This is a genomic window from Halococcus hamelinensis 100A6 (genome assembly GCF_000336675.1).
GTDB classification, from domain to species: domain Archaea; phylum Halobacteriota; class Halobacteria; order Halobacteriales; family Halococcaceae; genus Halococcus; species Halococcus hamelinensis.
Genome location: NZ_AOMB01000014.1, coordinates 40,121 through 66,517, shown reverse-complemented (window position 1 = coordinate 66,517; position 26,397 = coordinate 40,121). Strand labels below are relative to the sequence as shown.

28 protein-coding genes are annotated in these 26,397 nt (G+C 68.9%); 11 read left to right on the top strand and 17 right to left on the bottom strand.

Annotated elements, in window-relative coordinates:
* Positions 1-13: 13 nt before the first annotated feature.
* Positions 14-1,204 (bottom strand): GNAT family N-acetyltransferase, encoded by a 1,191-nt coding sequence (locus tag C447_RS05365; protein WP_007691638.1) that lies wholly within the window; start codon positions 1,202-1,204, stop codon positions 14-16.
* Between the two features lie 42 nt (positions 1,205-1,246).
* Positions 1,247-2,062 carry an undecaprenyl-diphosphate phosphatase gene (locus tag C447_RS05360; protein ID WP_007691636.1) on the bottom strand — a complete coding sequence of 272 codons (816 nt, stop codon included), beginning with the start codon at positions 2,060-2,062 and terminating at the stop codon, positions 1,247-1,249.
* A gap of 120 nt (positions 2,063-2,182) precedes the next feature.
* On the opposite strand from C447_RS05360, the gene C447_RS05355 reads away from it, so the two are divergent.
* Complete coding sequence (locus C447_RS05355; RefSeq protein WP_007691634.1) at positions 2,183-3,736, top strand: O-antigen ligase family protein; 1,554 nt, start codon at positions 2,183-2,185, stop codon at positions 3,734-3,736.
* A gap of 59 nt (positions 3,737-3,795) precedes the next feature.
* Here C447_RS05355 and C447_RS05350 read toward each other — a convergent pair whose 3' ends face one another.
* Complete coding sequence (locus tag C447_RS05350; protein WP_007691633.1) at positions 3,796-4,005, bottom strand: hypothetical protein; 210 nt, start codon at positions 4,003-4,005, stop codon at positions 3,796-3,798.
* An 82-nt stretch (positions 4,006-4,087) separates the two neighbouring features.
* Here C447_RS05350 and C447_RS05345 point away from each other — a divergent pair, with 82 nt between their 5' ends.
* Positions 4,088-4,462: a cupin domain-containing protein gene (locus tag C447_RS05345; protein WP_007691631.1), complete on the top strand. Its 375-nt coding sequence runs from the start codon at positions 4,088-4,090 to the stop codon at positions 4,460-4,462.
* Positions 4,455-5,078, top strand: a complete 624-nt coding sequence (locus C447_RS05340; protein ID WP_007691629.1) for a hypothetical protein — start codon at positions 4,455-4,457, stop codon at positions 5,076-5,078. The genes C447_RS05345 and C447_RS05340 overlap by 8 nt, the downstream gene beginning before the upstream one ends.
* Positions 5,079-5,108: 30 nt before the next feature.
* Here the strand turns inward: C447_RS05340 and C447_RS05335 are convergent, their stop codons facing one another.
* From C447_RS05335 to C447_RS05325, 3 genes are all read right to left on the bottom strand, one after another.
* Complete coding sequence (locus C447_RS05335; protein ID WP_007691627.1) at positions 5,109-6,836, bottom strand: carbon starvation CstA family protein; 1,728 nt, start codon at positions 6,834-6,836, stop codon at positions 5,109-5,111.
* A gap of 104 nt (positions 6,837-6,940) precedes the next feature.
* On the bottom strand, positions 6,941-7,903 hold the full coding sequence (locus C447_RS05330) for an ArsA family ATPase (RefSeq protein ID WP_007691625.1): 963 nt from the start codon (positions 7,901-7,903) through the stop codon (positions 6,941-6,943).
* Position 7,904: 1 nt separating this feature from the next.
* Complete coding sequence (locus C447_RS05325; RefSeq protein ID WP_007691623.1) at positions 7,905-8,198, bottom strand: hypothetical protein; 294 nt, start codon at positions 8,196-8,198, stop codon at positions 7,905-7,907.
* A 190-nt stretch (positions 8,199-8,388) separates the two neighbouring features.
* Here C447_RS05325 and C447_RS05320 point away from each other — a divergent pair, with 190 nt between their 5' ends.
* A complete protein-coding gene (locus C447_RS05320) occupies positions 8,389-8,778 on the top strand; it encodes a DUF2267 domain-containing protein (protein WP_007691622.1) in 390 nt (129 codons plus the stop codon).
* An 18-nt stretch (positions 8,779-8,796) separates the two neighbouring features.
* Here C447_RS05320 and C447_RS05315 read toward each other — a convergent pair whose 3' ends face one another.
* On the bottom strand, positions 8,797-9,015 hold the full coding sequence (locus C447_RS05315) for a hypothetical protein (RefSeq protein WP_007691620.1): 219 nt from the start codon (positions 9,013-9,015) through the stop codon (positions 8,797-8,799).
* A gap of 94 nt (positions 9,016-9,109) precedes the next feature.
* Between C447_RS05315 and C447_RS05310 the strand changes: the two genes are divergently transcribed.
* The 3 genes from C447_RS05310 to C447_RS05300 all read left to right on the top strand — a co-directional run bounded on the left by C447_RS05310 (position 9,110) and on the right by C447_RS05300 (position 10,580).
* Complete coding sequence (locus C447_RS05310; protein ID WP_007691618.1) at positions 9,110-9,859, top strand: CehA/McbA family metallohydrolase; 750 nt, start codon at positions 9,110-9,112, stop codon at positions 9,857-9,859.
* An 80-nt stretch (positions 9,860-9,939) separates the two neighbouring features.
* Positions 9,940-10,254: a DUF433 domain-containing protein gene (locus tag C447_RS05305; RefSeq protein ID WP_007691617.1), complete on the top strand. Its 315-nt coding sequence runs from the start codon at positions 9,940-9,942 to the stop codon at positions 10,252-10,254.
* 2 nt (positions 10,255-10,256) lie between these two features.
* Positions 10,257-10,580 (top strand): DUF5615 family PIN-like protein, encoded by a 324-nt coding sequence (locus tag C447_RS05300; protein ID WP_007691615.1) that lies wholly within the window; start codon positions 10,257-10,259, stop codon positions 10,578-10,580.
* 68 nt (positions 10,581-10,648) lie between these two features.
* Here C447_RS05300 and C447_RS05295 read toward each other — a convergent pair whose 3' ends face one another.
* Positions 10,649-11,926, bottom strand: coding sequence for an RNB domain-containing ribonuclease (locus tag C447_RS05295; protein ID WP_007691613.1), 1,278 nt, complete (start codon positions 11,924-11,926; stop codon positions 10,649-10,651).
* 350 nt (positions 11,927-12,276) lie between these two features.
* Positions 12,277-12,579, bottom strand: coding sequence for a DUF7562 family protein (locus C447_RS05290; RefSeq protein ID WP_007691611.1), 303 nt, complete (start codon positions 12,577-12,579; stop codon positions 12,277-12,279).
* A gap of 83 nt (positions 12,580-12,662) precedes the next feature.
* On the opposite strand from C447_RS05290, the gene C447_RS05285 reads away from it, so the two are divergent.
* Positions 12,663-13,142: an RNA-binding protein gene (locus C447_RS05285; protein ID WP_007691610.1), complete on the top strand. Its 480-nt coding sequence runs from the start codon at positions 12,663-12,665 to the stop codon at positions 13,140-13,142.
* Between the two features lie 39 nt (positions 13,143-13,181).
* Positions 13,182-13,601 carry a hypothetical protein gene (locus tag C447_RS05280; protein ID WP_007691609.1) on the top strand — a complete coding sequence of 140 codons (420 nt, stop codon included), beginning with the start codon at positions 13,182-13,184 and terminating at the stop codon, positions 13,599-13,601.
* On the opposite strand, the gene C447_RS05275 is transcribed toward C447_RS05280, so the two are convergent.
* Positions 13,588-14,325: an SDR family oxidoreductase gene (locus tag C447_RS05275; RefSeq protein ID WP_007691608.1), complete on the bottom strand. Its 738-nt coding sequence runs from the start codon at positions 14,323-14,325 to the stop codon at positions 13,588-13,590. The genes C447_RS05280 and C447_RS05275 overlap by 14 nt on opposite strands.
* A gap of 102 nt (positions 14,326-14,427) precedes the next feature.
* On the opposite strand from C447_RS05275, the gene C447_RS05270 reads away from it, so the two are divergent.
* Entirely contained in the window at positions 14,428-15,189 is a 762-nt protein-coding gene (locus C447_RS05270) for an SDR family NAD(P)-dependent oxidoreductase (protein ID WP_007691607.1), read from the top strand.
* On the opposite strand, the gene C447_RS05265 is transcribed toward C447_RS05270, so the two are convergent.
* The 5 genes from C447_RS05265 to mutS form a co-directional block, all read right to left on the bottom strand.
* Entirely contained in the window at positions 15,174-16,529 is a 1,356-nt protein-coding gene (locus C447_RS05265; RefSeq protein ID WP_007691606.1) for an MFS transporter, read from the bottom strand. The two genes, C447_RS05270 and C447_RS05265, sit on opposite strands and share 16 nt — an antisense overlap.
* A 96-nt stretch (positions 16,530-16,625) precedes the next feature.
* Positions 16,626-18,062, bottom strand: a complete 1,437-nt coding sequence (locus C447_RS05260) for a dihydrolipoyl dehydrogenase family protein (RefSeq protein WP_007691605.1) — start codon at positions 18,060-18,062, stop codon at positions 16,626-16,628.
* Between the two features lie 55 nt (positions 18,063-18,117).
* Positions 18,118-19,062, bottom strand: coding sequence for a sugar kinase (locus tag C447_RS05255; protein WP_007691604.1), 945 nt, complete (start codon positions 19,060-19,062; stop codon positions 18,118-18,120).
* A gap of 51 nt (positions 19,063-19,113) precedes the next feature.
* A complete protein-coding gene (gene mutL / locus C447_RS05250; RefSeq protein WP_007691601.1) occupies positions 19,114-21,219 on the bottom strand; it encodes a DNA mismatch repair endonuclease MutL in 2,106 nt (701 codons plus the stop codon).
* Positions 21,212-23,896, bottom strand: a complete 2,685-nt coding sequence (gene mutS, locus C447_RS05245; protein WP_007691599.1) for a DNA mismatch repair protein MutS — start codon at positions 23,894-23,896, stop codon at positions 21,212-21,214. Before mutS ends, mutL begins: the two co-directional genes overlap by 8 nt.
* A 131-nt stretch (positions 23,897-24,027) precedes the next feature.
* Between mutS and C447_RS05240 the strand changes: the two genes are divergently transcribed.
* Positions 24,028-24,690 (top strand): DedA family protein, encoded by a 663-nt coding sequence (locus C447_RS05240; RefSeq protein WP_007691597.1) that lies wholly within the window; start codon positions 24,028-24,030, stop codon positions 24,688-24,690.
* Between the two features lie 71 nt (positions 24,691-24,761).
* Here C447_RS05240 and thiD read toward each other — a convergent pair whose 3' ends face one another.
* A complete protein-coding gene (gene thiD / locus C447_RS05235; protein WP_007691596.1) occupies positions 24,762-26,135 on the bottom strand; it encodes a bifunctional hydroxymethylpyrimidine kinase/phosphomethylpyrimidine kinase in 1,374 nt (457 codons plus the stop codon).
* Positions 26,132-26,338: a hypothetical protein gene (locus C447_RS05230; protein ID WP_007691594.1), complete on the bottom strand. Its 207-nt coding sequence runs from the start codon at positions 26,336-26,338 to the stop codon at positions 26,132-26,134. The genes thiD and C447_RS05230 overlap by 4 nt, the downstream gene beginning before the upstream one ends.
* Positions 26,339-26,397 lie beyond the last annotated feature (59 nt).

The window sequence follows — 26,397 nt, the reverse complement described above, 5'->3', positions numbered from 1 at the left end:
GCAGTGACCGTCTTCAGAACCCTTCGCTGAGGCAGACCTCGCGTGGGGGAAACAGTTCGTCGAGCAGCGGCTTCGCGTCCGCGGACTCGACGGCGAGGTCGCCGGCGACCGTCGCGCGCTCGACCGAGCAGTGGCCGACGAACAGCTGTGAGAGCGTCGTGATGGGAACACGCGCGTCCGCCGGCTCGTCCACACGCGTGCAGGTCGCCTCGCCGTCCCGCACGTCGAGCGCGAACCGCCCCTCGTTCCAGTCGGCGACCGGGTCGGCGACGGAGAGCACGAGACGGCCCTCCATCCCGGGATAGTCGAGCGCCGCGAGGGCGGCTTCGACGTCCACGATCCGGACCATCCCGCCGGGCGTGAGTTCGTAGTCGAGGGCGCGCGGGTCGTCGACGAGGTCGAACAGGAGGGTGTCGGGTCGACTACGGATCCGGACGCGTTCGACCTGCGAGTCGTGATAGGAGAGGAATCGGAGGAGGTCCAGAGAGGCCTCGTGGTCGAGCGCGTTACACTCGCGAACCCGCATCGTCCGGCCGTCGTCGTTCTCGATCTCGTAGACGACGTAGCCCCGGAGTTCCCCCTCGCGCTCGACACCGTAGACGTAGGGGTCCTGCTCCCAGCCCTCGAAGACCCGGTTGCGCCACCACTCCTCCGTGCGGCGGATCCAGAGCGAGACACCCTCGCCAGCGGAATCGAGCACCGGGTTCAGCCGCTCGAAATCGTCGGGCCCGAGCTCGCGGAATCGACCGCCCGCCGCGTCGGCGGCGAACGACAGAATCTCGGGGTCGCACTCGATGGTCGCGGTAGTGCCGGCTTGAGCCCAGCCGTACCGTCGGTAGAAGGCGTAATCGAACGGCCAGAGCGCTGCGAGGGAGGAGCCCTCGTCGCGGTACTCGACCAGTGACTCGCGGAGGAGCCGGGCGACCGATCCCCGATGGCGGTTCTCGGGCGGCGTCGCGACCCCCGAGAGCCCCGCGATCGGGAGGTCAGTGTCGCGGACGGTGGCCGTGAACCAGTGGTGGACGCCGGTACAGAGGAGGTCGTCGCCGTCGAAGATCCCGCGACGGACGCCGAGTCGTGCCGGGCCCGGAAGCTCCTCGACGGTGTCGTAGTGCTCGGGTGGCTCGGCGGGGCGAAAGGCGTACTGGAGGATCCCGCGGAACGCGTCGATCCGGTCGTCGGGGACCGCCCGGTAGGTGGGCATGGATCGATGGCCGACGCGGTCGGTGAAATAGCTATTCGAGTTTCAGACGAGGAAGACGGTGCTGCCGAGAACCGCGAGTACTCCGAGTACCACACACACGAGCCAGAACGAGACCCGTTCGACGATCCGCATCAGCGCGCCGATGGTGAGGTAGCCGACGACCGCGCTGGTGACCAGCGCGACGAGCGCGGTCGTGGGGGCCAGCGCGGGGAGTCCGTCGTCGACGACCCCGAGGAGCGCGCCGCCGAGCGCCGCGGGGATCGAGAGCACGAACGAGAGCCGGAACGACGAGGGGCCGTCGTGGCCACGGAGGAGGAGCGCGCTGGTGGTCCCGCCCGACCGCGAGACGCCGGGCAGCACCGCGAACCCCTGGAAGAGACCGACGAGCACGGCGTCGAGGAGGTCCGGGTCGGTTCGGGTGCCGCCCTCGTCGCGCGCGAGCCGCTGGAAGAGCCCGGTCGCGACGAGCAACACGCCGATGGCCGCGATGAACACCCCGCCGCCGAGGCCGGTGACGAGCTCGCTCAGCGCGACGTAAGAGCCGATCGCGACGACGCCCGAAACCACTGTGGCGACCGCGAAGAAGGAGAGCTCCGCGGTGTCGCGGGCGAAGGGGTCGGTGGGTCGCCAGTCGGGGACGTCCCGGAGCACGTCGGCGATCACGCCGCGGTAGTAGAGAACCGCCGAGAGCGCGGTGCCGGCGTGGAGGAACAACGAGAGCTGGACGGCGACGGTCGCCGGGAGGTTCTCGATCACTCGGAGGTAGATGGTGATGTTGCCCTCGCTCGATATCGGGAGCCACTCGAAGATCCCCTGGAGCACGCCGACGATGAACGCCACCACGACCGACAGGTCCATACCGACGCCGCACAGCGCCCGGATAAAACCGATCCGGTCGCCGCTCCTCCCACATGCCGTTTCGTGGAAGAGATCGGCACAAGTATTATCACACGTTCCGTACCGTATCGAAGTACTGCCGTGATCGAACTCACCAGGGATCGGTTCGACGGGGTCGAGAACGCCCTCTCCACCCGGCCCTCCGCGTCCACCCCCTTCGTCCGGACCGCGGTGCTGTTGACGGGGCTGCTCGCCGTCGGCGTCCCGGCGGTCGCCGCGGCGCTCGACCTCCCGACCGCCGCCGTCGTCGTCGGTGCGGCCCTGTGTTATCTCGTGGCCGTGGTGGCGGCCGGCCGGGCGTTCGAGGGGTTCGCGAGCGCCGTCGTCGTCCTCGCGGTGTTCGACATCGGTGCGACGCTCGTGACGGGCCCGGGGATCGCCACCCTCGACCTCGTCGCCGTCGACCTCGTCGCGATACCGCTCGCGGTGTTCCTGGTGGCCGACGCGGTCGAGGACGGTGCCTCGGTCGGGTTGAACGCCGGGTGGCTCGCGGCCGCGTGTCTCGCCGGGTTCGTCTGCTGGACGGTCGCCGCGGGGGCCGTCGCGAACGGCGGCTCCGAGACGGCCGGACTGATGTACGGGGTCGAACAGCTCCGCTATCTCGTGGTGTTCGGCGTCGCGGCGCTGGTGGCGCGCCGAACGAACGCCTGGTGTGTGGTGACGCCGTTCGTGGTCGCGGTCGGCGGGAACCTCGTCGTCTCGCTCGTCCAGGTCGTGAACGGTGGAATGCTCGGCTTTCCCTTCCTCGGCGAACCGCCCGACCGCTATCTCGGGGCGTTCGCGCTGGGGCCCTACGAGGTCGCCACTGGCTTCTACGCCGGCGGGTTCGTCGGCCACGGCCGCGAGCTGGCGATGCTGTTGTTGATGGTCATCCCGCTGGCGGTCGCGGTCGCGGCCCGGCGGTCGTGGCCCGCGCTGCTCGCGGTCGGTGTCGGGGTCGTGGGCGCGGTGCTCTCGATACGGGTCGCCGACACCGACGCTGGCTGGGCGACGCTCCTGTTGCTGGGTGGGTTCTTCGGGCTCTACCTCCTCGGGACGCTCGCGATTCGGACGAAGCGGCGCTACTCGACGCTCGCCGCGCTTCCGGTCGTCGGCGCTATCGTGGTGGCGCTCCTCGCGCTCGCCCGTGTCGTCCAGTGGATCGTCACGTCGGCCGACGGTGGCGCGCAGGTGTTCCGCACGAGTTCGCTCGACATCCGGCTAGAGGAGTACGCCGCGGCGATCCGGCTCGCCGGACAGTACCCCTGGTTCGGGATCGGCGGGGGCAACTTCTACATTCGCTCGGAGCGCTACATCGGGGAGGCGGACATCGGGGTCCACAACACCGTCCTCGCGAACCTCGCCGCGACCGGCTACGTCGGCTTCGGGTTCTACGTGCTCGCCGTGGTGGCGGTGCTCTGGGTCGCGCTCCGGCTCGCGCTGGCGAACGGCGGGGACGACCGCTTGCTGTGGGCCGCGGTGCTGGCCGCGATCTGTGCCTTCTGCGCCTACTCCTCGTGGATGTCCTCGTACAGCTGGGTCGTCGGCAACACCGGCTTCTGGCTGCTCGCGGGGGCGACGGTCGGTGCGGCGGCGGGCGGCTACGAGGCCACGAAGCGGGAGATAAGTCAGCCCTCCGGACAGCTCGGTTCCTGACTCCCTCCTGCGTTCGTCGAAGGTGCTGTTTTACCGCCGACCCCGGTGCGGGGAGCGGTCTACCGACCGTAGGTGAGCCGCCGGCCGAGGTCGGTCAGCCACTCCGAGAGCCGTCCGAGCGCGATGACGTGGCCCGACACCGTGCGCGCCTCGCGCTCGTCGACCTCGATGTGGCCGCCGGCGTAGGGGTCGGCGCTCACGCCCGTCGCGTCGACGACGGTGCTCGTCGCACACCGGCCGCAGGCCTCGACGTCGTCGGAATTTCCCATGCCCGATCGATCGGGTTCGACTCACCTATAGCTTTGCCCGGAGCGCGACAACGGCTTTACTCGTGGCCGTCTTCCGGGCGATGTGAGCTACCACGTCATCGACCCCGCGGACCTCGACCCGACCCCGGACCGCGACGCCGACCGCCGGGCGGTGGGGGAGGCGGCGGGGCTCGAAAACGTCGCGCTGAACGTCTACACGGCCGAACCGGGCGAGACGGTTCCCCTGAAGTACCACTACCACGACGAACAGGAGGAGGCGTTCGTGGTGCTCGACGGGACCCTCCACGTCGAGACGCCCGAGCGCGAGTACACCGCCGCGACGGGCGAGGTGTTCGTCGCCGAGCCCGGGAGCCCACACCGGGCGTTCGTGCCCGCGGACGCCGATTCGGGTGTCCGGGCGGTCGCGGTCGGCGCGCCCGCGGTCGACGACGCCCACGCCTACGAGGCCGATGGCTGAGGGTCGTTCCGAGGCGAGCCCCGACGAGACGCGGTCGGCGGCCGAGCCCGACGAGACGCGACCGACGTGGGACGACGCGTATCTCGACGAGGTGGCCGGCCGTCTCGAAACCTCCTACGACCTCGAACCCGACTACCCCGTCGAGGGGACGGGGTGGGCACTCTACGGCGAACTCGTTCTCAAACGCGAGAAGTACTTCCTCCACCCGACGCTCTCGTACGGTCAGCACGACTCCGACGAACACCTCCTCGCTCGGCGGGTGGAGACGGTCGATTCGAGCCGCTTGGACTCGCTCGTCGACCTCGGCCACCGGCTGGCCGACGAGTGGGTCGTGCCCGACGAGCGCCACTACAGCACCGAGTTCACCTTCGTGCTCGTGGTCCCCGAAATCACGGACCCGGTCGCCGACTACGTCGACGGCTTTCGGGACCGAACCCTGCTCAAGTACGGCTACTTCGGCCACTACGAGGTGAACCTCGTGGTGGTCGCGCCCGAGACCGAGACACTCGTCGCGAGCGAGCAGGCCGACGTCGCCGCGGCGTTCCGGACGTGGGGAGCGCCCCCCGCCCGGGAACGGGGGCTGTTCGGCCGGCTCGCCGACGCGATCTTCGAGTGAGGTCGGTCGAAAACCGATCTCGACCCTCGATTACTCGTCCGTGCCGCCGTCGGTGGCGGTAGGCGTCCCGCCACGGATGCTCCGGATGTTGCCGATACCGCGCCTGAGGAGCGCGAGCGCGAGAACGATGAGCACCGTGCCGATGAGGATCTGGAGGACCAGCGACCACGCCGCGGTCTCGGCGTTCCCGAGGATCAGTCCCTGATAGAGGTTCTGGTAGTATTCGAGGTAGACCAGCGCGCACACGGTTATGACCGACATCAGCGCCATCGGCACGCCGGTGCTGATGAGCTGTTTGCTCTCGTCCCAGTTCGCGAGCCACACCGTCGCGGTCAGCAGCGCGAGCGCGGCGAGGAGCTGGTTCGCGCTGCCGAAGAGCTGCCAGAGCGGGGTCCAGGTGCCCGAGGCGATCAGGACGTAGGCCACGATGCACTGGAAGAGGCTGTTGGCGTAGCGGTTCGAGGCGACCTCCTCGGCCGTGTTGTCGGGCGTGCCGACGATCTCCTCGAAGAGGTACCGACCCAGACGGAGCGCGGTGTCGGTCGAAGTGAGCAGGAAGCTCACCATCACGAGCGCCATGAACGGCGCGCCGAAGGAGGTCGGGATCCCGAGGCTAGAGAGGAAGATCCCGCCGCCGGTGGCGAACTTCGGGAGCGCGAGGCCGACCCCGCCGGTGGCGTCGCCCGCGGTGACGCCCACGACGGCGACCGCCGAGAGCGCGACGATGGCGAGCAGGCCCTCGCCGAGCATTCCCCCGTACCCGATCAGCCGGGCGTCGGTCTCCTTGTTGAGCTGTTTCGACGTGGTGCCCGAGGAGACGAGCGAGTGAAAGCCACTGATCGTCCCGCACGCGATGGTGACGAACAGCATCGGGAACAGCGGACTGGCCGCCCCGAGGGCGCTGTTGCCGCCGAAGCTGGTGAAGGCCGGGATGTTGGTCACGAGCGCCTGGTCCGCGCTGCCGAGCACCGTGCCGACGATGATGGCGATCAGCGCGCCGCCGACCCCCGCGTAGAGCAGGAACGACGAGAGGTAGTCCCGGGGCTGGAGCAGCGTCCAGACCGGGAGGACGCTCGCGATGAAGGCGTAGACGAGCACGATCGGGATCCACTGACCCTGTGAGAGCTGGATCGGGTACTCGATCCCGACGAAGACGCTGGCGAAGACGAGGGTCACGAAGACGACGGTGCCGGGGATGAAGGGGAGGTCGAGCTGGTAGAGGTAGACCCCGAAGACCAGCGCGAGCGCGATGTAGAGCAGGCTCGCGGTCGCCGCGCTCGGGAACTCCTGAAAGACCAGCCCGACCACGAACGCGAACACCGCGACCACGAGGATGATGGTGAGGAAGGCGAACCAGAGCAGGAGGTTCTTGCCCTCGTCGCCGATGTACTCGCCGATGATCGACCCGATCGAGCGGCCCTCGTGACGGAGGCTCCCGCTGAGGGAGACGAAGTCGTGGACCGCACCCATCAGCGGGTTGCCGATCGCGATCCAGAGGACCGCCGGGAGCCAGCCCCACAGCAGGCCCGCCGTGATCGGGCCCACGATCGGCGCGCCGCCCGCGATGCTCGAGTAGTGGTGGCCGAGGAGCACCGGCTTCTTCGCCGGCACGTACTCCTGGCCGTCCTCGTACTTGTGTGCCGGCGTCTCGTTGTCCTCGTCGAGCCCGACGAACGATGCGAGATAGCGCGAGTAGCCGAGATACCCGATGCTGAACAGGACGAGGATGCCGACCACCAGCCAGATGAGTGCGACCATAGGACATGATCTACTATCGAAGTGGGGACATAACGGTTTCCCTCGCCGCTCGATTCTGCGGGACGGCGGCCATTCCTGCCGGGAGATCGAGGGCTGGAGCCGTCTCAGGCTGACGGAGGGCGAACCGGGAGCTCGGTCGCGACCTCGTCGAGCACGTCGGCGGTGATCTCGCCGCTGCGGGCGGCGATCCGGGCGACGACGGGCACCGAGAACGTGGTTTCGACCTCCTCGACCCGCTCGTGCTCGCGCGCACACCGCTCGCGGAGGTAGCGCGCGCCGGTCCCGTCCTCCTCGGGGTCGGGCTCGGGGGTGAGCTTGTTCACGACCAGACCCGCGACCGCGAGGTCGTGGCTCCGGAGATGCTCGACCGCCCGTCGGGTCTCGGCCACCGAGAGCTCGTCGGGGTTGCAGACGAGATAGAAGACGGCGTCCTCGCGGAGGGTGCGGCCCGCGAACGCGAACCGCTCCTTGCGCTCGCGGAGGCGCGCGATGATCGGGTCGGTCTCCGCGTCGACGCGGGGTTCGGTGTCGCCGATGGCGGCCATCTCGTACCGGTCGAGGCTCTGCTGGCGCTTCTCGACCAGTCGGTCGACCCAGTCGCCGAGGAACTCCGGGAGCGAGAGCAGGCGGAGCGTGCCGCCGGTGGGGGCGGTGTCGAAGACCACCCGGTCGAACGGCGCGCTCTCCTCGCGCATGACGTGGATCAGGCGGTCGAACAGCGCCGCCTCGTAGGCCCCCGGCGTGTTGTGGGCCATCTCGATCTGGCGGTCGATCTCGTTGACGACCACCTGGGAGACCTGCTCGGCCATCTGCTTGCGGATCCCCTGGAGGTGGGCCTCGACCTCGGCGTCGGGGTCGATCTCCATCGCCGAGAGGCCGTCGTAGCCCGTGACCTGGGTCGGGGTGTCGCCGAACGACTGGCCGAAGACGTCGCTCGTGCTGTGGGCGGGGTCGGTCGAGACCAGGAGGGTCTCGTCGCCGGCGTTCGCCGACCGGACCCCGAAGGCGGCCGAGACGGTGGTCTTACCGACGCCGCCCTTGCCGCCGAAGAAGGTGAACTTCGACATTCTAGAAGTGATAGTCGCCCTTCCAGTCGAGCACGCTCTCGCGGTCCCACATCCGGCGTTCCCACGCCTCGAAGTCCTCGGCGAGGTAGGGCAGGAGCTCGGCGGTGTAGTACGACACCGGGCTCGGGATGCCGAAGGCGTCGGCGAAACACGCGAAGAAGAAGGCGTCCTCGCTGTCCATCGCCTCGTTCTCTATCCGCTCGAACGCGGGGTGTTCGATCATCCCGTGATAGAGACCGTGGAGCACCTCCGTGGCCGCCTCGCGAAACCGTGCGAACTGCTCGTAGACTGTCATGGTGGGGGTCGGCCGTCGTGACGGCCCGTTCGAGGCGACCTAACACCCGGAGCCGAATAACGTTCCGGTCGACCGCGTCGGATGGGTCGTCGGGTCGACGGTCGAAGTGAGGGGAGACCACCCTGGGAGCGGCTCGCCACCCTGAGGGTGCAGGCACGACACCGAAGGAGCGGGCGGGAGGAGACGGGACATGGACGACGAGCAGTTCTTCAGCGATGTCGAATCGCGTGCCGACCTCGATTCGCGCGAGGAGGCGGTCGCGGCGGCCGAGGCGACCCTCGGCGTGCTCGGCGAGCGCCTCGGGGACGGGGCCGACGCGCTCACCGACGAACTCCCCGCGAACCTCGCGACGGCGATGAAGAACGAGGGCGACGAAGCCGCCGGGTTCTCGCCCGACGAGTTCGTCGACTGGGTTCGGGAGGCCGAACGAGAACAGGGGGCGAGCCTCGACGTCTCCAGCGCCCGCCTCCACGTACAGGCGGTCCTCGAGAGCCTCGAACGGGCGGTCGACGGCGAGGCCTGGAACGAGGTCCGCTCGCAGCTCCCCGACGAGTACGAGCGGCTGTTCAAGGCCGGCTAAGACGGAACGGCGTAGAACTCAGTTGTTGCTCGAACTGGAGTCGGTCACCGAGTCGGCGACGTCGCCGAGGTCCGTGTCGCTGCTATCGTTGCCGTCGCCCTCGTTCCCCGAGAGGAACCGGCGCTTGACGAACCGAAACCCGAGGAGAGTGCCGGCACCGGCGACCACCGCACCCGGAATCCCGTAGCGTTTGTACCCCTTCTTCGCGGCCTTCATGACGACCGAGCTCCCGATCATGGTTCGATAGAACGACGAGAGCCTAAAGAGCGCTTTGCCTGCACTCACCGGGTAGAGAACAACGATTAACTAGCGGGGTGTCGAAGGGTGGTCAATGGACGGGACCACGGTCACCATCGACCCCCACGTCCACTCCGAGGGGTCCTACGATGGCCGCGAACCGGTCGAGCTGCTCCTCGAACACGCCGCCGACATCGACCTCGACGGGGTCGTCGTCACCGACCACGACGCCATCGAGGAGTCCCGTCGCGCGGCCGAACTCGCACCCGAGTACGGACTCCTGGGGATCCCCGGCGTCGAGGTCTCGACCGCCCACGGCCACCTGCTGGCCATCGGGATCGAGACCCGCCCGCAACGCGGTCGGCCGCTCGAAGCCACCGTCGAGCGGGTCCGCGAGCTGGGCGGGGTGGCCATCGTACCCCATCCCTTCCAGCGGAGCCGTCACGGCGTCAAGCGACGAAACCTCACCGACTGCGACGCGATCGAGGCCTACAACTCGATGGTCTTCACCGGCTACCGGAACCGCCGCGCGAAGACGTTCGCCACTGCCGAGCGCTACCCCGTCGTCGGCGGCAGCGATGCCCACTTCCTCCCGAACCTCGGGCGAGCGCACACCGACATCCGCATCGACCTCGACGGGGCCTCGCTCGATGCGAATGCCATCGACGGTGGCGACGTCGTCGAGGCCATCCGGGAGGGCCACACCGAGATCCGCGGCAAACGAACCCCGATCCACCGGAGCGCGCGCCAGTACGCGAAGGGCGCAGTGAGGAAGGGGACCTACCTCGCTACCTCCCACATGCCGTTCCTCCCGACGTTGCCGACCTCGATGCGGGATATGTGAGGGGTCGTCACCGACGAACGTAGCGCGGGGAGCCGTGGTAGCCACACGAAGTTTTTATCCGAGAACGCCAAAGTACCACCATGGCCGAGATCGTCTCGACGCCGGAGGTGCTCGGCGGGAAGCCCAGGATCGAGGGGCGGCGGATCGGGGTTCACCAGGTCGTCTCGTTGGTGGTCGACGGTGACCTCACGCCCGAGGAGATGGCCGTCCGGTACGACCTCGAACTCGGTGATATTCACCGTGCGATCGCCTACTACTACGACCACCCCGAGGAGATTCGAACCGTGCAGAAGCGTCGTCGGGAAGCGATCGAGAACGCGAACCCGACGCGCCCCGAAGACCTCGGTATCGAACCACGAAGCGCTGCGGATGCGGGACCGAAACCGGACGACTGACAATGCGCATCGTCGCCGACGAGAACGTCTCGGATGCAATCGTCAACACGGTCCGTTCGGCAGGTCACGACGTCGAACTCGTCCGTGGTGCCTACGGAATGGGGACCGACGACACCGAAATCGAACGTCGGGCGCGCACCGACGACCGGGCCGTGCTAACTCACGATGAGGATTTCGTCGGGCTGGACGCACCGCACGCTCCCATCCTGTTCATGCCGAACGACTCGCCAACAGTGGTACGGACCATCGGTGCGATCAATCGGTTGGAGGAGTACGGTATCGACCTAACCGACGGCGAGTTCTTCCTTCCCGATGGATGGGCGTAACGCCGGGGAGCGAACGAGAAGTTCGTTCGCGAGTCAGTTCACTGGAGGGACACATCGTTGGACCCTGATCAGTCCTCTTCGACGACTTCGATCCCCCGGTTGTTCACCGCATCCGCGTCCAATCCGACCTCCTCTAGGAACTGCTTGTACTCGCGTTCGCACTTCTCGGCGGCCTGCTGCTGGTCGGAGGCGTGGTCACAGAGCCCCAGCAGGTCCTCCGGCACGTCGTTCTCGTGGACGATCCAGTGGTTCACCAGATCGGAGAGTCGCCGGATCGGGCTGGTGAAATGCCCGTAAATATCGAAGTTGAGCGCGTGGTGGCCCCCGAAGGGGTCGTTCATGTAGCGCGCCCGCGGCATGACCTTCATCACCGCGAACTGTATCTTCCCGAGTTGGCGCTCGGGGGCGTCTTCGAGGGTGGCGTTGACGGCGATTCGCGGGTCCTCGCCCCACGCGTCGCCGGGGATCGAGACGCCATCGAGGTCCTGGATCTCCTGGAGCGCCTCGTCCCACTGCTCGGGCGAGGGCTGGGGGTGGACTCGGTACATCGCCTCGACACCGCGATTCCACATCAGCTCGTGCGTCACGGCCTTGTTGGCCTTCAGCATGCACTCCTCGATGATGGTGTGCGCGCGGTCGCGCCGGGGATTCAGGACCAGCGAACCGTCGGCCTTCCGCTGCTCGTGGAGCTGGTCCGCGAGTTCGAACACCAAACTGCTCTCCTCGTGGAGGTCGCTCTCGGGGTCGTCGAGGCGCTCCTCGGCCTCGGTGTAGGTCAGGCGCGCGTCGCTTCTGATGACGGATTTGTAGATGTCGATGGTCTCGTAGGAGAGGGTCTCGCGGTCGAGGTGCATCTCGACGGTGTGGGCGAGTCGGTCCTCGTCGGGGACGAGCGAACACACCGTTTCGGCGAGTTCGGCGGGCAGCATGTGGATGGTGTGGTCGGGGAGGTAGACCGTGTTCGCCCGCCGGACCGCCTCGGCCCACATCTCGCTCTCGGGGTCGACGTAGTGGGTCACGTCCGCGATGTGGACCCAGAGCACGTACTCCTCGTCCCGCTTTTCGATGCTCAGCGCGTCGTCGAAGTCCCGCGCGTCCACCGGGTCGGTGGTCCAAGTCGTGAGATCCCGCAGGTCCTCGCGGTGGTCGAGTTCGTCGGCGATGTCGGCCTCGGTGTCCCCGGTCCGTTCCTCGGCTTCGTCGAGGACCGCCTGCGGGAACTCGTCGCTGACCCCGAACTTCTCACAGAGCTCCTCGCGCTTGTTCTCGATGTGCCGGGCGAGCTCCTCGTCGATCTCGACCGGGCCCTGGGCCTCGATGGTTCCGGCGGCGGCGTTGTCGCTCATAGCCCGGGTACGTGGAGGTCACAATTAGTCGTTCTGGAGGGGAGTACATGGATCAGCGAGACGCTCTTCTCGCGCGGGCATTCGTGGTACCAGAACGACCCGATAGCAAGTGGAGGTGTGGGAGTGGAACGGCGATGGCGAATCCCGATACAAACGAGAACCGCAACCGTACCGCGACCGCCACACGCCTCCCCAGCCGATTCGCCTCGCTCGCGGTGCTCGCTCCGCTCATCCCTCGCACAATGTCCGCCTTCGGCGCGAACGACAGTGAGCGCCGAAGGCGAGTGCGCGCCAAGGTGAACGATCGGGGTGGGAAAATTCGTGCGCAGAGGCAGGAAGAGGGTCGCGATTCAGCGTTCGCGCTCTTCGAGGGTGCCGTAGCGATCCTCGACGAGTCGTCCATAGCGTTCGACGAACGTCTCCTGGGACGGGATGCCGGTTTCGTGGAGTTCCGTTAGGAGGGCTTCGAGCTCGTCGCGGGGCTGGTGGCAGAGGTCGCGATAGCACGCCTTGCAGAGGTGTTCGAACTCCTTGCCGTCCCGGTCCCACCGATCGCCCTGCTTGTCGTACTCGCGCGCCGCCGAGCGCTGGACCGACTCGCCACAGGCGATGCAGGTGACGGTCGCTCCCCGTCCTCGCCGAGAACCCCACATAGAGACCTCTTGCGCACCATCACACTTACCTCTTCGCGTCGGCCCAACGCACGATTTATGCCCGCCCGCCGAGACCACCACGCATGGAAGTCAGGTCCCGCCACCACCTCCGGAGCGATGCCGTGGCCACGATCGAGGACGCGCTCGCCGAGGGACTGGGCGTCGACCTCGATGGCGACACCTACGAACGCGTCGAGTTCGCCGACTCGGACCGCGACCTCGTGCTGGTCGACGGCGACCCGCTGGTCTGTTACTTCGACGACGACCCCTTCGTGACCGTGCGCGGCGCGAACGCCCACCCGCCGGAGAAACACGTCGTCACCGTCGACTCGGGCGCGATATCGTTCGTCTCCAACGGCGCGGACGTGATGCGCCCCGGCATCACCGAGGCCGACCCCGATATCTCCTCGGGCGACCTCGTCGTTATCGCCGAGGAGTCACACGGGAAGGTCCTCGCGGTCGGCCGCGCGACCGTCACCGGCGGGGAGATGGTCGGCGACTCCGGGAAGGTCGTCGACTCGCTCCACCACGTCGGCGACGACCTCTATGCCTTCTCGATCTGAGGCCCGCACGATCACCCCGCCGACCAGCCCTCACCCGACGTGACCCGAACCGCCGCCGTCCACGAAGCCGTTCTCGACCGGCACGCCGACCTCCTCGAAGCCGTCCTCGCGTGTGCCGACTGGGTCGCCGACTCGTGGGATAGCGAGGGAACCACCGACCGGGCGGCGGTCGTCGACCCGTTCGAACACGCGCTCGAACACACCGGTGTCCACCGGCGCTTGCCGGCGGTGCTCGTCACGGCGGTCGACGCCATCGGCGGGAGCCTGTCCGCGGAGCCGGTCGCCGCACCGCCCTACGTCACCGTGACGAGCCGCGGCCCCGTCCTGCGCGCGACCCTCGAAACGGACCGGCTCGTGCTCACGGTCCGCGCGTTCGACGTCGAACGCGATCCCACCCGATACGTCCGGGGCGCGACGGCGGTCGAGGACGTGCTCGGGGTCGAGTTCAGAAGCCGCTGAACTTGTCGCGCCGGTAGAGGTCGAGTTCGCTCACCATCGAGCGGTCCTGGCGCGCGGCGAACGCCACCGCCGCGGCGACCTCGTCGGGCTCGGTGACCTCGCCCTCCTCGAACCGTTCCTCGAAGCTCTCCTCGCCGCCGAACTCCGTCCGGACCTCGGAGGGATTCACCACCGAGACCGCGACGCCGTCCTCGCCAACTCTCGACGAAACGCTCAGCGCGAATCCCCGGAGCCACCACTTCGTCGCGGCGTAGACCGGGTTCGACGGCCGCGGGTACTGGCCCGCGAAGCTCCCGATGAAGACCAGGTTTCCCTCGGTCTCCCTGAGGTGTGGCAGGGCTGCCCGCGTGGCGAAGAAACAGCCGTCGACGTTGACGTCCATCATCGTCCGGTAGTCCTCGGTGGAGAGGTCCTCGACGCCGGAGCCGCGCCCGAGGCCCGCGTTGTTGACGAGCACGTCGAGCCCGCCGAAGGCGTCGACCGCCCCGTCGACGAGCGCTCCGACCGCCTCCTCGTCGGTGACGTCGGTCGGGGCCACGAGCGCCTCGGTGCCGTACTCCGCCTCGATGCTCCCGGCGAGCTCCTGGAGGCGCTCCTCCCGGCGGGCGGCGAGCACGACGTTGGCTCCCTCGCGGGCGAGCGCGTGGGCGGTCTCGCTCCCGATACCGGAGCTCGCACCGGTTATCACGGCCGCCTTCCCGTCGAGTCGCAGGTCGTTTGGCATACCGGCACATGGTCCCCGGGGCGGTTCGCTCTTTCGGCGTTTCGGGGACTACTATCGTAGTCGTTAGTGATCCTTATCCGGCACGCGCGAGAAGCCGAGGCGATGCGATTCGAAGGCAAGACGGTGTTCATCACGGGTGCTGGCGCGGGGATCGGGCGGGCGACCGCCGAGCGGTGTGCCGACGAGGGCGCGACGGTCGTCGTGACGGACGTCGACCGCGAGGGCGGCGAGGAGACCGTCGAGCGGATCGCCGACGCGGGCGGCGAGGCGACCTTCCACGAACTCGACGTGAGCGACGCCGACGCGTTCGAGGACTGTGTCGACACCGTCGTCGACGAACACGGTCTCGACGTCGTGGTCAACAACGCCGGCATCGGCCACGCGCCGGCGGCCGTCGAGGAGACGGACACGCGCACCTTCGAGCGCGTGCTCGACGTCAACCTCCGCGGGGTGTGGAACGGCTGTCACGCCGCGCTCCCGGTGTTGAAGGCCCAGGAGTCGGGGGCGATCGTCAACGTGGGCTCGCTCGCGAGCCTGCTCGGGCTCCCGAAACAGTCGGTCTACTCGCTCACGAAGGGTGCGGTATTGAACTTCACCCGGGCCGTGGCGGCCGAGGCGGGTCCACACGACGTGCGCGCGAACGCGGTCTGTCCCGGCTTCACCGACACCCAGCTCGGCCAACAGTACTTCGCGAGCCAGGGCGATCCGGAGAAAGCGATCGAACGGATGACCGCCCAGTACCCGCTCCGACGCCTCGGCGAGCCCGAGGAGGTCGCGGGCTGTATCGCGTTCCTCGCGAGCGAGGACGCCTCCTACGTCACCGGTCAGGGACTCGTGGTCGACGGCGGCTACTCGGCGTGGTGAGCGGGGCGAAACTCCTCGCCGAAGACGACGAAGTAGGCCGTTCCCAGTATTCCGACCACCGTCGCCGCGCCGAAGGCGAGCGTCGGCGATCCCGTGATACCGGTGCCGGGGACCGCGAGGCCACCGTAGAGCGCGCCGCCGAGCGCGGCGCTCGGGATCACCACGAGGTTGCGCACGAGGTAGTACGCGCCCGTGACTCGGCCCCCGGTTCCGGCCTCGGCGGGCCCCACGATGAGCGCCTTGTGGGCCGGCAGGCCCGCGAACCGGAGCCCCGAGAAGGCGAAGAGACCAGCGAGCACCAGCGGGTCGGCCGGGGCGGTGATGAGCAGCACGGGAAAGACCGCGTAGACCGCGAACCCGACGGCGACGACGGGTTTGAGCCCGACCCGCCGTGCGAGTCGAGCGACGGGAACCATCGTGACGAGCGCGACCGCCATCTCGATCCCCAGCAGGATCCCGAAGTACGCCTGCGGCGAGAGCGAAACCAGTCCAAGGATGGGGAGCCGGAGCGAGAGCCCGACTTCGAGGAAGCGGGTGACGACCACCACGAAGAAGACGTAGACCATCCCGTTGGCGAACCGGACGAGGGTGTCCGCCACGAGGAGCGGGCGGAGCTCCGAGGGGAGGTCCCCGAGATCGGCGACGAGCTGGCCGACCCCGCCGAACGCCTTGCCGAAGCTATCGCCCGCCGGGTCGTAGAGGACGCGCTGGGCGAGGGTGCCAGCGAGCGCGAAGACGACCGCGACCGCGAGCACGACGGCGAAGGCCGATATCACCTGTGAGTCCGCCATCGAATCCGCGCTCGTTCCACCGGCGGCGACGAACACCCCGGCGGCGAGCAGCGGCCCCACCAGAAACGCGCTCCGGCGGAAGGTCTCGGTGCTCGCAAAGCCCTCGGCCAGCCGTTCGGGCGCGACGCTCTGCTTCACGATGGCGAAGGTCGCACCGAGGCCGAAGGAGCTCCAGGCCTGTGCGAAGACGAGCCCGACGAATATGAGAGGAATAGCGAAGCCCCCGAAGGCGGGTGTGACGAGCCAGATCCCGAAGCCGACCGTCGAGAGGAGTCCAAACAACGTGAGCGCCGACCGCGAGCCGATCCGGTCCGAGATCGCGCCGCCGGGATAGGGATAGACCGCGCTGATGACGTTCGCGAAACTGCCGTAGAGCCCCACGACGACCGCGCTCGCGCCGAGGGCGAACATGTACTCGGAGAGGTAGCGGCTCGTCATCTGGAAGCCGAGGCTGAACGCGAACATCGCGACCGAGAGCACGAGCACGTCGCGTTCGAGCGCGAAGAACTCGCGGAGGGTCGTCCGAACGCCCGCGGGTTCGTTGGCCATGTCCCGCCCTCGACTGCCCGGCACAAAAGCGGTTTCCGGGGAGGGCTCGGGTGGGCTCCGGAGGGCTACGGAGACGACCGAATTCGATCTTGAACCTCAGTCGAGCTGGGCGGCCGTCTCGCGGACCACGCCGTCGATGATCTCGGGCGTCGTCGGGTGGTAGGCTCTGTCCGGAACGTCCCGGACGTCCATCCCGTTCTCGATTATCACCTGCATCGTCTTCGCCATCGCGTCGGCGTGGTAGTGGAGGCCCTGATAGCCCAGCACCGTGCCGTCGTTCGCATCGACCACGAGCCGCGCCAGTCCCTCGGGCACGTCCTTGGTCTTGAACACGCCGTCGTCCGAGGCCCGCCGCGTCGCGGTCACGACGTCGAGCCCCGCTTCCTCGGCGGATTCGAGCGAGTGGCCGACCCGCGCGAACGGGTAGACGCCCACCCCGGAGAACATCACGTGGTGGTGGACGTTCTCGTACTCGGTGAGTCCCTCGCCCGCGGCGTCGGCGAGGATGTTCTCGGCGGCGATCATACCTTGTTCCTTCGCGACGTGGAGGATGGGTTCCTTCCCGTTGACGTCGCCGACGGCGAAGATCCCCGGGTCGTCCCGGCTCTGCATCGTGTCGGCGACCCAGTCGGGTCCCGGCTGTATCGTCTCCTCCTCGATGGTTCCAGCGCCTGCCGCCGGATCCAGATCGAGTGCCGTGTTTTCGAGCCCGAGACCGTCGAGTGCGGGCCGCCGCCCGGTGAAGAGGAAGAGCTCGTCGGCGTCGACGGTCTCGTCCGTCCCGTCGTGGTCGACGTGGAGGCGAACCCCGTCGTCGGTGGCCTCGATCGACTGCTCGTGGGTCTCGGTGAGGACCTCGATGCCGAACTCCTCGCGATAGAGGTCGAGGAGTTCGTCGCCGAACTCGGGGTCGGCCTCGTCGAGCGGGCGCTCGTCGTGTTCGATCACCGTGATGTCCATCCCGCAGGCTTCCGAGAGGTAGGGGATCATCTCGATGCCCACGTAGCCAAAGCCCATCACGACGCCCGAATCGGGGAACTCGGTGCTATCCAGTACGTCGGCGCTGGTCATGTAATCGACCTCGTCGATGCCGGGGAGGTCGGGCACGTTGACGCTCGACCCCGTGGCGACCACGACGTAGTCGGCCTCGATCTCGCGGTCGGCGACTTCTACAGTACGGTCGTCGACGAACCGCGCGGTGTCGTGGACGAACTCGACGTTCTCGCGCTCGGCGAGGTCGTGGACCGCGCTCCGGCGGTGGCTCGCGAAGTTCGAGGTGTGCTCGTTTTTGGTCTCGACCACCGCGTCGAGGTCGACCTCGGGAACCCCCGAGAGACGGTGGTCGTGGCGGACCTGGAAGCGGTGGGCCGCCGCCGAGAGGACCTCCTTCGAGGGCATACATCCGCGGAGGATGCAGAGCCCGCCGCCGGGCTCGCCGTCGTCGACGAGGGTGAGGTCGACGTCCTCCTCGGCGAGGGCGTTCGCGACCGCGACGCCCGCGCTGCCGTAGGCTCCGATGATGACGACGTGCATAGCATCGGTACGAACCCCGGCGTTTAGCACCTGTCGATGTCCGAAGTCCGGGCGCTCACTCCACGGTGGATCCGTCCATCGAGTCGGCGCACCGTTCGACGGCCGCGGGGTCGACGGTCGGTACGGGCCCCGCGACGGTTCGTGCGAGCGCCCCACAGGCCACCCCCGCCGCGAGTGCGCGGTCCGGCGACTCGCCCGCGATCCGACGCGCCAAGAAGCCCCCGCAGAGCGCGTCGAACGCGCCGCGGTCGTCGACGGCGTCGGTCGCCGGCACGTCGTGGTCGTCGACCCGGTTGTCGTGCCAGACCACGGCACCGAGATCCGCCCGGACGAGCACGACGGTCTCGAAGCCGTGGCCGGCGGCGAGCGCGTGGGCGGTCTCCGTCGGCGTCGCGCGGTCGACGAACGCCGCCGCGCCCGCCTCGGTGGTCAGGAGGACGTCGGTCGCCGCCAGCAGCGGGGAAAGCGCCTCGCACACCGATCCCGACTCGACGACGCGAGGTCGCGAGAGCGAACAGACGGTGGTCGTCTCCCCCGCCGCGCATTCCTCGAAGACCGTGCGGGTGGTCTCAGTCAGCGTCTCCGAGAGGGTGGCGGTCGCGCCGCTGGTGAGGACCATCGACGCCCTCTCGGTAGCCGTCGCCGGGAGGTCGGCCGGTTGCATCGAGGCGACGGGTGCATTCCGGTCGTGGAGGGTCATTCCGCCGCGCGGGTCGCCCGCCCGTTCCGTGAACGCGAGCCCCTGTCGACCCGTTTCCGCCCACGAGACCGCCGTCTCGACGCCGTGCCGACGGAGCGCGCCGGCCACGCGTCGACCGAGCGGGTTCCCGGGGAGCTTCGAGACCCAGGCGGCGTCGGCACCGAGCCGGCTCGCCGCGATGGTCGTGTTCGACTCGGGACCCGCGACGCCGGCCGCGAACCGCTCGGCGGTTTCGAGGCGTCGGTGTTCCGGCGGGGTGAGTTCGAGCACGGACACCCCGAGGGCGAGGAGGTCGGCCATGCGTTCGATCCCGCCCGATCGTATATCATCCGATCGGCTGCTCGAACGGAACTACTCCTCGACCCGACGGCCGGCGTGGCCCGGATAGTCGCGTTCGAAGCGGTCCGCGAGCGCCGTCTCGCCGATCTCGACCACGACGGGGCGGCCGTGGGGGCAGGCGTAGGGGTTCTCGCAGGCGTCGAGGCTGGCCAGGAGCTCCATCACGGAGCCCTCCGTGAGCGAGGTGTTGCCCGTGACCGAGGGATAGCACGCGAGATCCGCGAGCAACGCGTCGGCCGACGCCTCGACCACGTCCTCGTCCTTCCCCCGGACGAGCGCCGAGAGCGCGTCGCGCAGGAGTTCGGGGTCCGCCGCGCCCGCGAGCACCGCCGGCACGGCCGTCACTTCGACCCGCCCGTCGTCGAGGTCGGCACGGAAGCCGAGCCCCGCGAGCGCGTTCTCGAACTCGGCGAAGAGTTCGCTCTCGGCGGGCGTGAGCTCGATCTCGATGGGTGACGAGAGTCGCTGGATCCCGGTGTCGCCGGCGAAGCGCTCGCGGAGGCGCTCGTAGTTGACCCGTTCGTCGGCGGCGTGCTGGTCGACCAGCAGGAGGCCGTCGGGCGACTCACAGACCACGTAGGTGTCGTGGAGCTGGCCGAGCACGCGGAGCGGCGGCAGACGATCGAAGTCGGCGTCGTCGGCCACGCGGTCGCCGTCGAGCGTGGTCTGTGTCTCCCCGCCCGAGAACTTCCGGTCGGCCCCGACCGGCGAGCGCTCTGCCTCCCCTGTTCGGTTCGACGGTGTCGACGAACCGTCGTTCCCCTGGTCGCGCTGGCTTGACGGAGCGGCGGGGTCCGCCGACGACTCCATCGAGGGGTCGGTCGATGGCTCCGTCGAGAGGTCGGCGGATGTTGCTTCGGTGGGGGTCTCCTCCGATTCCGGATCGCGTCCAGTGGCGGCCGAGCTCGGTTCAATTTCGGTGGTTTCGACCGGCTCCGGGTCCGTAGTCGATGGCTCTGCGCGCGGCGCGTCGACGTTCGTGTCCCGCGGTGTCGACGACGGTTCGGCGCTGTTCGTGGCACCGTCGTCACCGGGGTCGATTTCGGTCTGTTCGGGGGCCGACCGACCGCGCGGCGCGCCCGAGCGAACGAGGCCCGCGTCGAGGAGGGCGCTCTCGACGGCGCTCTTCACCTGCTCCGTCGCGCCGGACTCGTCGGCGAACCGGACCTCGAGCTTCCGGGGGTGGACGTTGACGTCGACCGATTCGGGCGAGATCGAGAGGAAGACGACCGCGAACGGGTAGCGGTCGGGTGCGAGCTGGCCGCCGTAGGCCTCGACCACGGCGTCCCGGACGGCGCGCGCGGTCACGTACCGGCCGTTGATGAAGGTCGAGCAGTGTTCGGGGCTCGCGCGGTTGGTCTCGGGGTGGCTCACGACCCCCGTGACGCCGTCGAGCGGGCCGTCCGGGAGGTCGGCCCCGTCCCCATCCACCGGCACCATCGCCTCGGCGACCTCGCGGCCGTAGACCGAGAGGATCGTGGCTTCGAGGCTCCCCTGCCCGGTGGTCGAGAACACCTCACGGTCGTCGTGTTCGAGCACGAGGGCGAGGTCGGGCTTCGAGAGCGCGTAGCCCGTCGCCACGCGGTTGACGTGCGCGAACTCGGTGGCGTCGCGCTTCAGGTACTTCCGGCGCGCGGGGACGTTGTAGAACAGGTCCGAGACCTCGACGGTGGTGCCCTCCGGACAGCCCGCGGGTTCCACGGTTTCGACCTCGCCGCCGGCCATCCTGAGTTCGGTGCCCCGACTCTCGCCACGGGCTTTGGTGCGGATCGTGACCCGCGCGACCGCGCCGATGGCCGCGAGCGCCTCGCCCCGAAAGCCCAGACTCGAAACACCGGCTTCGAGGTCCGAGATGTCGCCGATCTTGCTCGTTGTGTGTTTCTCGACGGCGCGCTCGACGTTCTCGCGTGTCATCCCGGTGCCGTCGTCGGCGACCCGGATCCCGTCCTTCCCGCCGCGCTCGACCGTGACCCGCACCCGCGAGGCGTCGGCGTCGAGGCTGTTCTCGACCAGCTCCTTCACCACCGACGCGGGCCGCTCGACGACCTCGCCGGCCGCGATGCGCTCGATCGTGGACTGGTCGAGCCGGCGGATCTCGCCCTCGCCGGCCTCACTCATCGTCCAGCTCCCGTTGCCAATCCTCGACTTTGCCCATGAGTTCGACGGGGGACGTCTCGCCGATGTCGGTCCCGCGGAGCGCGTCGAGCACGGATTCCTCGGCCGGGTCGCGGTCGGATTCGTCGTTCTGGGCCTCGTCCATCGACGCTTGCCCGCCGTCGGCGCTCGCGGAGCCGCGGAACGATCCCGAGCCGAGGTCGAAGACGGTCTGGACGGGTTCGCCCGTCGACCCACGGGCCTCGATCGCCTTCTCGGCCCGGAGCTTCGCGAGCACGTCGCGCGAGCGCTCGACGACCGGGCCTGGAACCCCGGCCATGTCGGCGACGTGGACCCCGTAAGATCGGTCGGTAGGACCTTCTTCTACAGTCCGGAGAAATGTCACTTCACCGTCGGTACGCTTCGCTTCCGACGAGTCTCCGGTCGCTTCGCTCCCGGAGACGTCCCCCCGTTCGTCCGCCGCGACGTGGACGTTCGCGACTCGGTCGAGGTGTTCGGCGAGTCCCGTGAGTTCGTGGTAGTGGGTCGCGAACAGCGTCTTCGCCCGGACCTCGTTGTGGAGGTACTCCGTCGCGGCCCAGGCGATCGAGATGCCGTCGTAGGTCGCTGTGCCCCGCCCCACCTCGTCGAGGATCACCAACGAGTCCTCGGTGGCGGAGTGGAGGATGTTCGCGAGCTCGCTCATCTCGACCATGAACGTCGAACGGCCCTGGGCGAGCTCGTCGAGCGCGCCCACGCGGGTGTAGATGCCGTCGACGGGCGCGATCCGGGCGCTCCGGGCGGGCACGAAGCTCCCGACCTGGGCGAGCAGCGTGATCAGGGCACTCTGGCGCATGTAGGTCGATTTCCCCGACATGTTCGGGCCCGTCACGACGAGAAACCCGCGGTCGTCGGTGAGCGAGAGGTCGTTCGGCACGAACTCGACGTCGTGTTCGACCACCGGGTGACGGCCCGCCTCGATGTCGATGCCCGAGTCCACCAGCTCGGGTCGCGTCCAGTCGTTCTCGACGGCGTGGACCGCGAGGCTCGCGAGGCAGTCGCACTCGGCGAGCGCCCGACCCACGTCCTGCAGGAGTTCGGCCCGGTCGCCGACCCGCTCGCGGAGGCCGCAGAAGAGGTCGTATTCGAGGTCGCTCCGTCGTTCCTCGAACCTGAGTACCTCGCGTTCGCGCTCCTCCAGTTCGTCGGTGGTGTAGCGTTTCGCGTTCTTCAGCGACTTTATTTCGTCGTACGCCTCGGGCACCGCGTCGGTCTCGGAGTGCCCGACCTGGATGTAGTAACCGTCCGTCTTGTTCCGACCCGTCGAGAGGTGGGTGATTCCGTACTTCCCCTTCTCGCGATCCGCGAGCCCGTCGATCCACCCCAGTGCCTCCTCGTGGCCCACGATGAGGTCGTCGAGGTCGTCGTCGTAGCCCCGCTGGAAGAGGTTTCCTTCCCTGATCGTGGCGGGCGGGTCCTCGGCTATCGCCTCGTCGAGTTCCTCTCGAAGCGCCGCGCCGGCCTCGCGGTCGAACCGGGTGAGGACGTCCGCGAGTGGGGAGTCGCCGAGCCCCGAGTCCTCGACGACGGCCGCGGCCTCGGCGGCCACCGCGAGCGTCTCGCGCACCCGGACCAGGTCGCGAGCGTCGGCGCTCCCCGAGACCGCCTTGCTCGCGAGGCGTTCGGCGTCGAATCCCTCGGCGAGCGTCTCGCGGAGTCGTTCACGGGCGAGCGCCTCGCGGGCGAGCGCGTCGACCCCGTCCGCTCGCCGTTCGAGCTCCCGCGTGTCCTGGGTCGGCCGACAGAGCCACTCCCGAAGGAGTCGGCCGCCGCCGCTCGTGGTCGTGTGGTCGACGACGTCGAACAGCGCGCGCCCGCCCTCGCCCATCGTCTCGGTGAGTTCGAGGTTTCGCTGGGTGGTGGCGTCGAGCGTCACGCCCTCGGTCGCGTAGGGCTGGAGGCGCGTCATCGAGGCCAGTACGCCGATTCCGGTGTCCTCGACGTACGAGAGCACCGCGCCCGCCGCCCGTATCGCGCCCGTCGAATCGGCGAGCCCCACGCTCGAAAGCGCCGCCTCGCCGAACTGGTCGTCGACCATCGCGCGCGCCCGCCCCGGCTCGAACGCCTCGGTGGCGTGAAGCGAGAGCGACGCCTCCGTCCCCCGGAGCCGTTCGAGAAGTGCGTCGTCGCTGCGCACCTCGGGTCCGGGCAGTATCTCGGCGGGCGCGAACCGGTAGCATTCGGTGAGGACGGCCTCGATATCGCCGCCGACCTCGGTGGCGTGGAACTTCCCGGTCGTGACGTCCGCGAACGCGAGGCCGTAGCCCTCGCCCTCCCGGACGACCGCCGCGAGGTAACGCGCCTCGGCGTCGGTGGTTTCGAGCAGCGTCCCGGGCGTCACCACGCGCTCGATCCGACGGGCGTGGCCGCCGTCGGTCTCGTACTGGTCGGCGACCGCAACGCGAAAGCCGCGCTCGACGAGCACCTTGAGGTACGGCGTGAGTTCGGTCAGCGGCACGCCCGCCATCGGATACGACGAGCCGTGGGCCCCCTTCTGCGAGACGGTCAGGTCGAGCTCCCGGCCGACGAACTCGGCGTCGTCGGCGAAGAACTCGTAGAAATCGCCGCACTGCATCGCCAGTAGGTCCGCGTCCGTTTCGGCCTTGAGCGAAAGAAACTCCCCGACGATTCCCTCCGGCATACCCCGATCCGAGCGGGTCGAACGCTAAAACCTGTGGGTTCCGTGGCTCGAACCCGGACCGATGCGACTCGGACGGGTCCGGTCCCGCCGAATGGGAAAACGCCAAACCCCACACCCCGGTAGGTCGGGTGATGGTCGCCGGCATCGGGGAGGCAGCGGTCGGGCTCGTGACCGACTACGGGCTGGTGGTGCTGTTCGTGTTCATGTTCTGTGAGACCTCACTGACCTTCCCGTTCGTGCCGAGCGAACTCGTTCTCCCGGTCGGGGCTGCGGCGCTGGTCACGGGACCCGTGAGCTTCCTCGCGTTCGTGCTGGTCGTGACCGCCGGCGCGACCGTCGGGAGCCTGTTCGCCTACTACGTCTTCGATAGGGCCTACCAGCCGGTGATCGACCGCTACGGCGCGTACATCCACGTCTCGGTCGACGAGGTCGAGCGTGCCCGCGAGTGGTTCCGGCGGTGGGGCGAGTCCTCGGTCTGCTGGGGGCGGCTGCTGCCGGTGGTTCGGTCGATCATCTCGGTTCCGGCGGGGATCGCGGGCATGCACCCGGGGAAGTTCGCGGTCTACTCGGCCGCCGGCAGCGGGCTGTTCGCGACGGGCGTCGCGGCGCTCGTCGTCGCCGGGCTCGACGCGATGCCCTCACAGCTGGCGTTCGGCTGGCTCGCCAGCGTGTTCGACCGGGGGCTGGCGTACGCCCTCGCGAACCCGATTCCCGCAGTGGCGGTGGCCGGGGTGGCGCTGTTCGTCGTGCTGGCGACCAGGAACGCCTACAGCCGGTGGCTCTCGACCCGGTAGCGGCGACCTCTCGAACGGGATTCGAGACGCGATAGAACCCAATCGAACGCGGGAGTACTCCCGACGGTCGCTCAGACCGATTCGAGCGCGTCGCACAGCACGGTCAGCCGCTCGGCCAGCGTCTCGCCGTCCTCGGCGAGGAGTTTCGTCATCGCCTCCGTGCCGACCTCGCCGCGGTCGACGATGGCCACGGGCGTCCCGTCGCCCGTCTCGAACGCCCGACGCGTCCCCCAGCCCATCGTGCTCTCCTCACGCGTTTTCACGGCCTCGGGCTCCTCGCTCCGGTCGTACTCGCCGACCGCCCAGTCGAGGTCGTCGAGCGCGGCCTCGATCCGGTCGTCGAACCGGCAGTTCGCGGCGAACCGGTACTCACTGTGGAACTCGCGGGCGGCGAGCAGGAACCGTGCGACGTGGCTCGACGCGCCGAAGCGTACCCCACGATTCGGCTGTATCCCAGACATGGTCCGGGTGATCCGACCCTCGACCGCGGCGGTTTCGGTGGGGGTCTCGGCGTACGGCGTCGCGCCGACGACGTTCATGCCGACCTCGGGCAGTATGGGAGCGACGTTCCGCTCGACGAGGCGTTCGACACAGTTCGCGACGGCCTCGGCGGTCGGCTCCCGCGCCGCACGGTCCCGGAGGTCGGCGAGGTGGTGGACCGCGCCGGGCCCCCCGCCGATGTCGAGCGGGTAGCGGATGGCGCGCTCCATGAGCGAGAGGCCCGCCTCGACCGCCGCGTCGAGCGAGTCGCCGTGGGCCAGTCGGGCCGCGACCGCGCTGGAGAGGGTACAGCCGGAGCCGTGGGTCGCCTCGCTCTCGATCCGTGGATGCTCGAACGTCCCGTGTTCGTCGGCGGTGACGAGGATATCGCGCACCGTTTCGTCGTCCGTCGGGACGTGCCCGCCCTTGACGAGCGCGGCGTCGGCACCCATCTCGACCAGTTCCTCGCCGACCTCGCGCGCGCTCGCCTCGTCCGTCGGCTCGATTCCGGTGAGGACCGCGCACTCGTCGGCGTTCGGCGTGACGAGGCTGGCTTCGGCGACCAGGTCCTCGTAGGCCGCCTCGCCACCCGATTCGAGCAGGCGGTCGCCCGAGGCCGCGACCATCACCGGGTCCACGACGAGCGGCGCGTCGAGGTCGCGGGCGTACTCGGTGACCCGCGCGACGACCTCGCCCGTCGCGAGCATCCCGGTTTTGACGCCTGCGAGGTCGAAGTCGGTCGTGATGGCCTCGTACTGGGCGTCGATTTCCCCGGTCGGGAGGACGTGGACCGACTCCACACCCTGTGTGTTCTGGGCGGTGGTCGCACAGACCACGCTCGTGCCGAACGCGTCGCAGGCCTCCATCGTCTTGAGGTCGGCCTGGATCCCCGCGCCGCCGCCCGAATCGCTGGTCGCGATCGTGAGACAGACCGGCGGCGAGACCGGTGCCGGCCGGCGGGTCATTCGCCTCCCTCCGTACGTTCCCCGAGCGCGTCGAAGCTTGCCCGAAACGGGTCGCACTCGGGGTAGACCCCGCCGTCCCGCGCGACGACCACGAAATCCACGACCTGCTGGGGCCAGAGCCGGACCCCCTCGTGTTCGGCCCCGAGATTCGGATTGACGTGGTCGTCGAAGAACCGTCGGTCGACCGTCCCGAGAGCGCTCATACCGAGTGATATCATCGAGTGATACTTAGCGATGGCGCTTGCGTCGACGGTCGGTCGGC

Coding starts and splice junctions, on each gene's coding strand:
- C447_RS05365 (WP_007691638.1), bottom strand. CDS start 1,204: ATGCCCACCTACCGGGCGGTCCCCGACGACCGGATCGACGCGTTCCGC.
- C447_RS05310 (WP_007691618.1), top strand. CDS start 9,110: ATGGACGGGACCACGGTCACCATCGACCCCCACGTCCACTCCGAGGGG.
- C447_RS05360 (WP_007691636.1), bottom strand. CDS start 2,062: ATGGACCTGTCGGTCGTGGTGGCGTTCATCGTCGGCGTGCTCCAGGGG.
- C447_RS05330 (WP_007691625.1), bottom strand. CDS start 7,903: ATGTCGAAGTTCACCTTCTTCGGCGGCAAGGGCGGCGTCGGTAAGACC.
- mutS (WP_007691599.1), bottom strand. CDS start 23,896: ATGCCGGAGGGAATCGTCGGGGAGTTTCTTTCGCTCAAGGCCGAAACG.
- C447_RS05295 (WP_007691613.1), bottom strand. CDS start 11,926: ATGAGCGACAACGCCGCCGCCGGAACCATCGAGGCCCAGGGCCCGGTC.
- C447_RS05260 (WP_007691605.1), bottom strand. CDS start 18,062: ATGCACGTCGTCATCATCGGAGCCTACGGCAGCGCGGGCGTCGCGGTC.
- C447_RS05350 (WP_007691633.1), bottom strand. CDS start 4,005: ATGGGAAATTCCGACGACGTCGAGGCCTGCGGCCGGTGTGCGACGAGC.
- C447_RS05305 (WP_007691617.1), top strand. CDS start 9,940: ATGGCCGAGATCGTCTCGACGCCGGAGGTGCTCGGCGGGAAGCCCAGG.
- C447_RS05240 (WP_007691597.1), top strand. CDS start 24,028: ATGGTCGCCGGCATCGGGGAGGCAGCGGTCGGGCTCGTGACCGACTAC.
- C447_RS05230 (WP_007691594.1), bottom strand. CDS start 26,338: ATGAGCGCTCTCGGGACGGTCGACCGACGGTTCTTCGACGACCACGTC.
- C447_RS05315 (WP_007691620.1), bottom strand. CDS start 9,015: ATGATCGGGAGCTCGGTCGTCATGAAGGCCGCGAAGAAGGGGTACAAA.
- mutL (WP_007691601.1), bottom strand. CDS start 21,219: ATGAGTGAGGCCGGCGAGGGCGAGATCCGCCGGCTCGACCAGTCCACG.
- C447_RS05270 (WP_007691607.1), top strand. CDS start 14,428: ATGCGATTCGAAGGCAAGACGGTGTTCATCACGGGTGCTGGCGCGGGG.
- C447_RS05300 (WP_007691615.1), top strand. CDS start 10,257: ATGCGCATCGTCGCCGACGAGAACGTCTCGGATGCAATCGTCAACACG.
- C447_RS05265 (WP_007691606.1), bottom strand. CDS start 16,529: ATGGCCAACGAACCCGCGGGCGTTCGGACGACCCTCCGCGAGTTCTTC.
- C447_RS05340 (WP_007691629.1), top strand. CDS start 4,455: ATGGCTGAGGGTCGTTCCGAGGCGAGCCCCGACGAGACGCGGTCGGCG.
- C447_RS05275 (WP_007691608.1), bottom strand. CDS start 14,325: ATGCCAAACGACCTGCGACTCGACGGGAAGGCGGCCGTGATAACCGGT.
- C447_RS05290 (WP_007691611.1), bottom strand. CDS start 12,579: ATGTGGGGTTCTCGGCGAGGACGGGGAGCGACCGTCACCTGCATCGCC.
- C447_RS05320 (WP_007691622.1), top strand. CDS start 8,389: ATGGACGACGAGCAGTTCTTCAGCGATGTCGAATCGCGTGCCGACCTC.
- C447_RS05325 (WP_007691623.1), bottom strand. CDS start 8,198: ATGACAGTCTACGAGCAGTTCGCACGGTTTCGCGAGGCGGCCACGGAG.
- C447_RS05335 (WP_007691627.1), bottom strand. CDS start 6,836: ATGGTCGCACTCATCTGGCTGGTGGTCGGCATCCTCGTCCTGTTCAGC.
- thiD (WP_007691596.1), bottom strand. CDS start 26,135: ATGACCCGCCGGCCGGCACCGGTCTCGCCGCCGGTCTGTCTCACGATC.
- C447_RS05255 (WP_007691604.1), bottom strand. CDS start 19,062: ATGGCCGACCTCCTCGCCCTCGGGGTGTCCGTGCTCGAACTCACCCCG.
- C447_RS05285 (WP_007691610.1), top strand. CDS start 12,663: ATGGAAGTCAGGTCCCGCCACCACCTCCGGAGCGATGCCGTGGCCACG.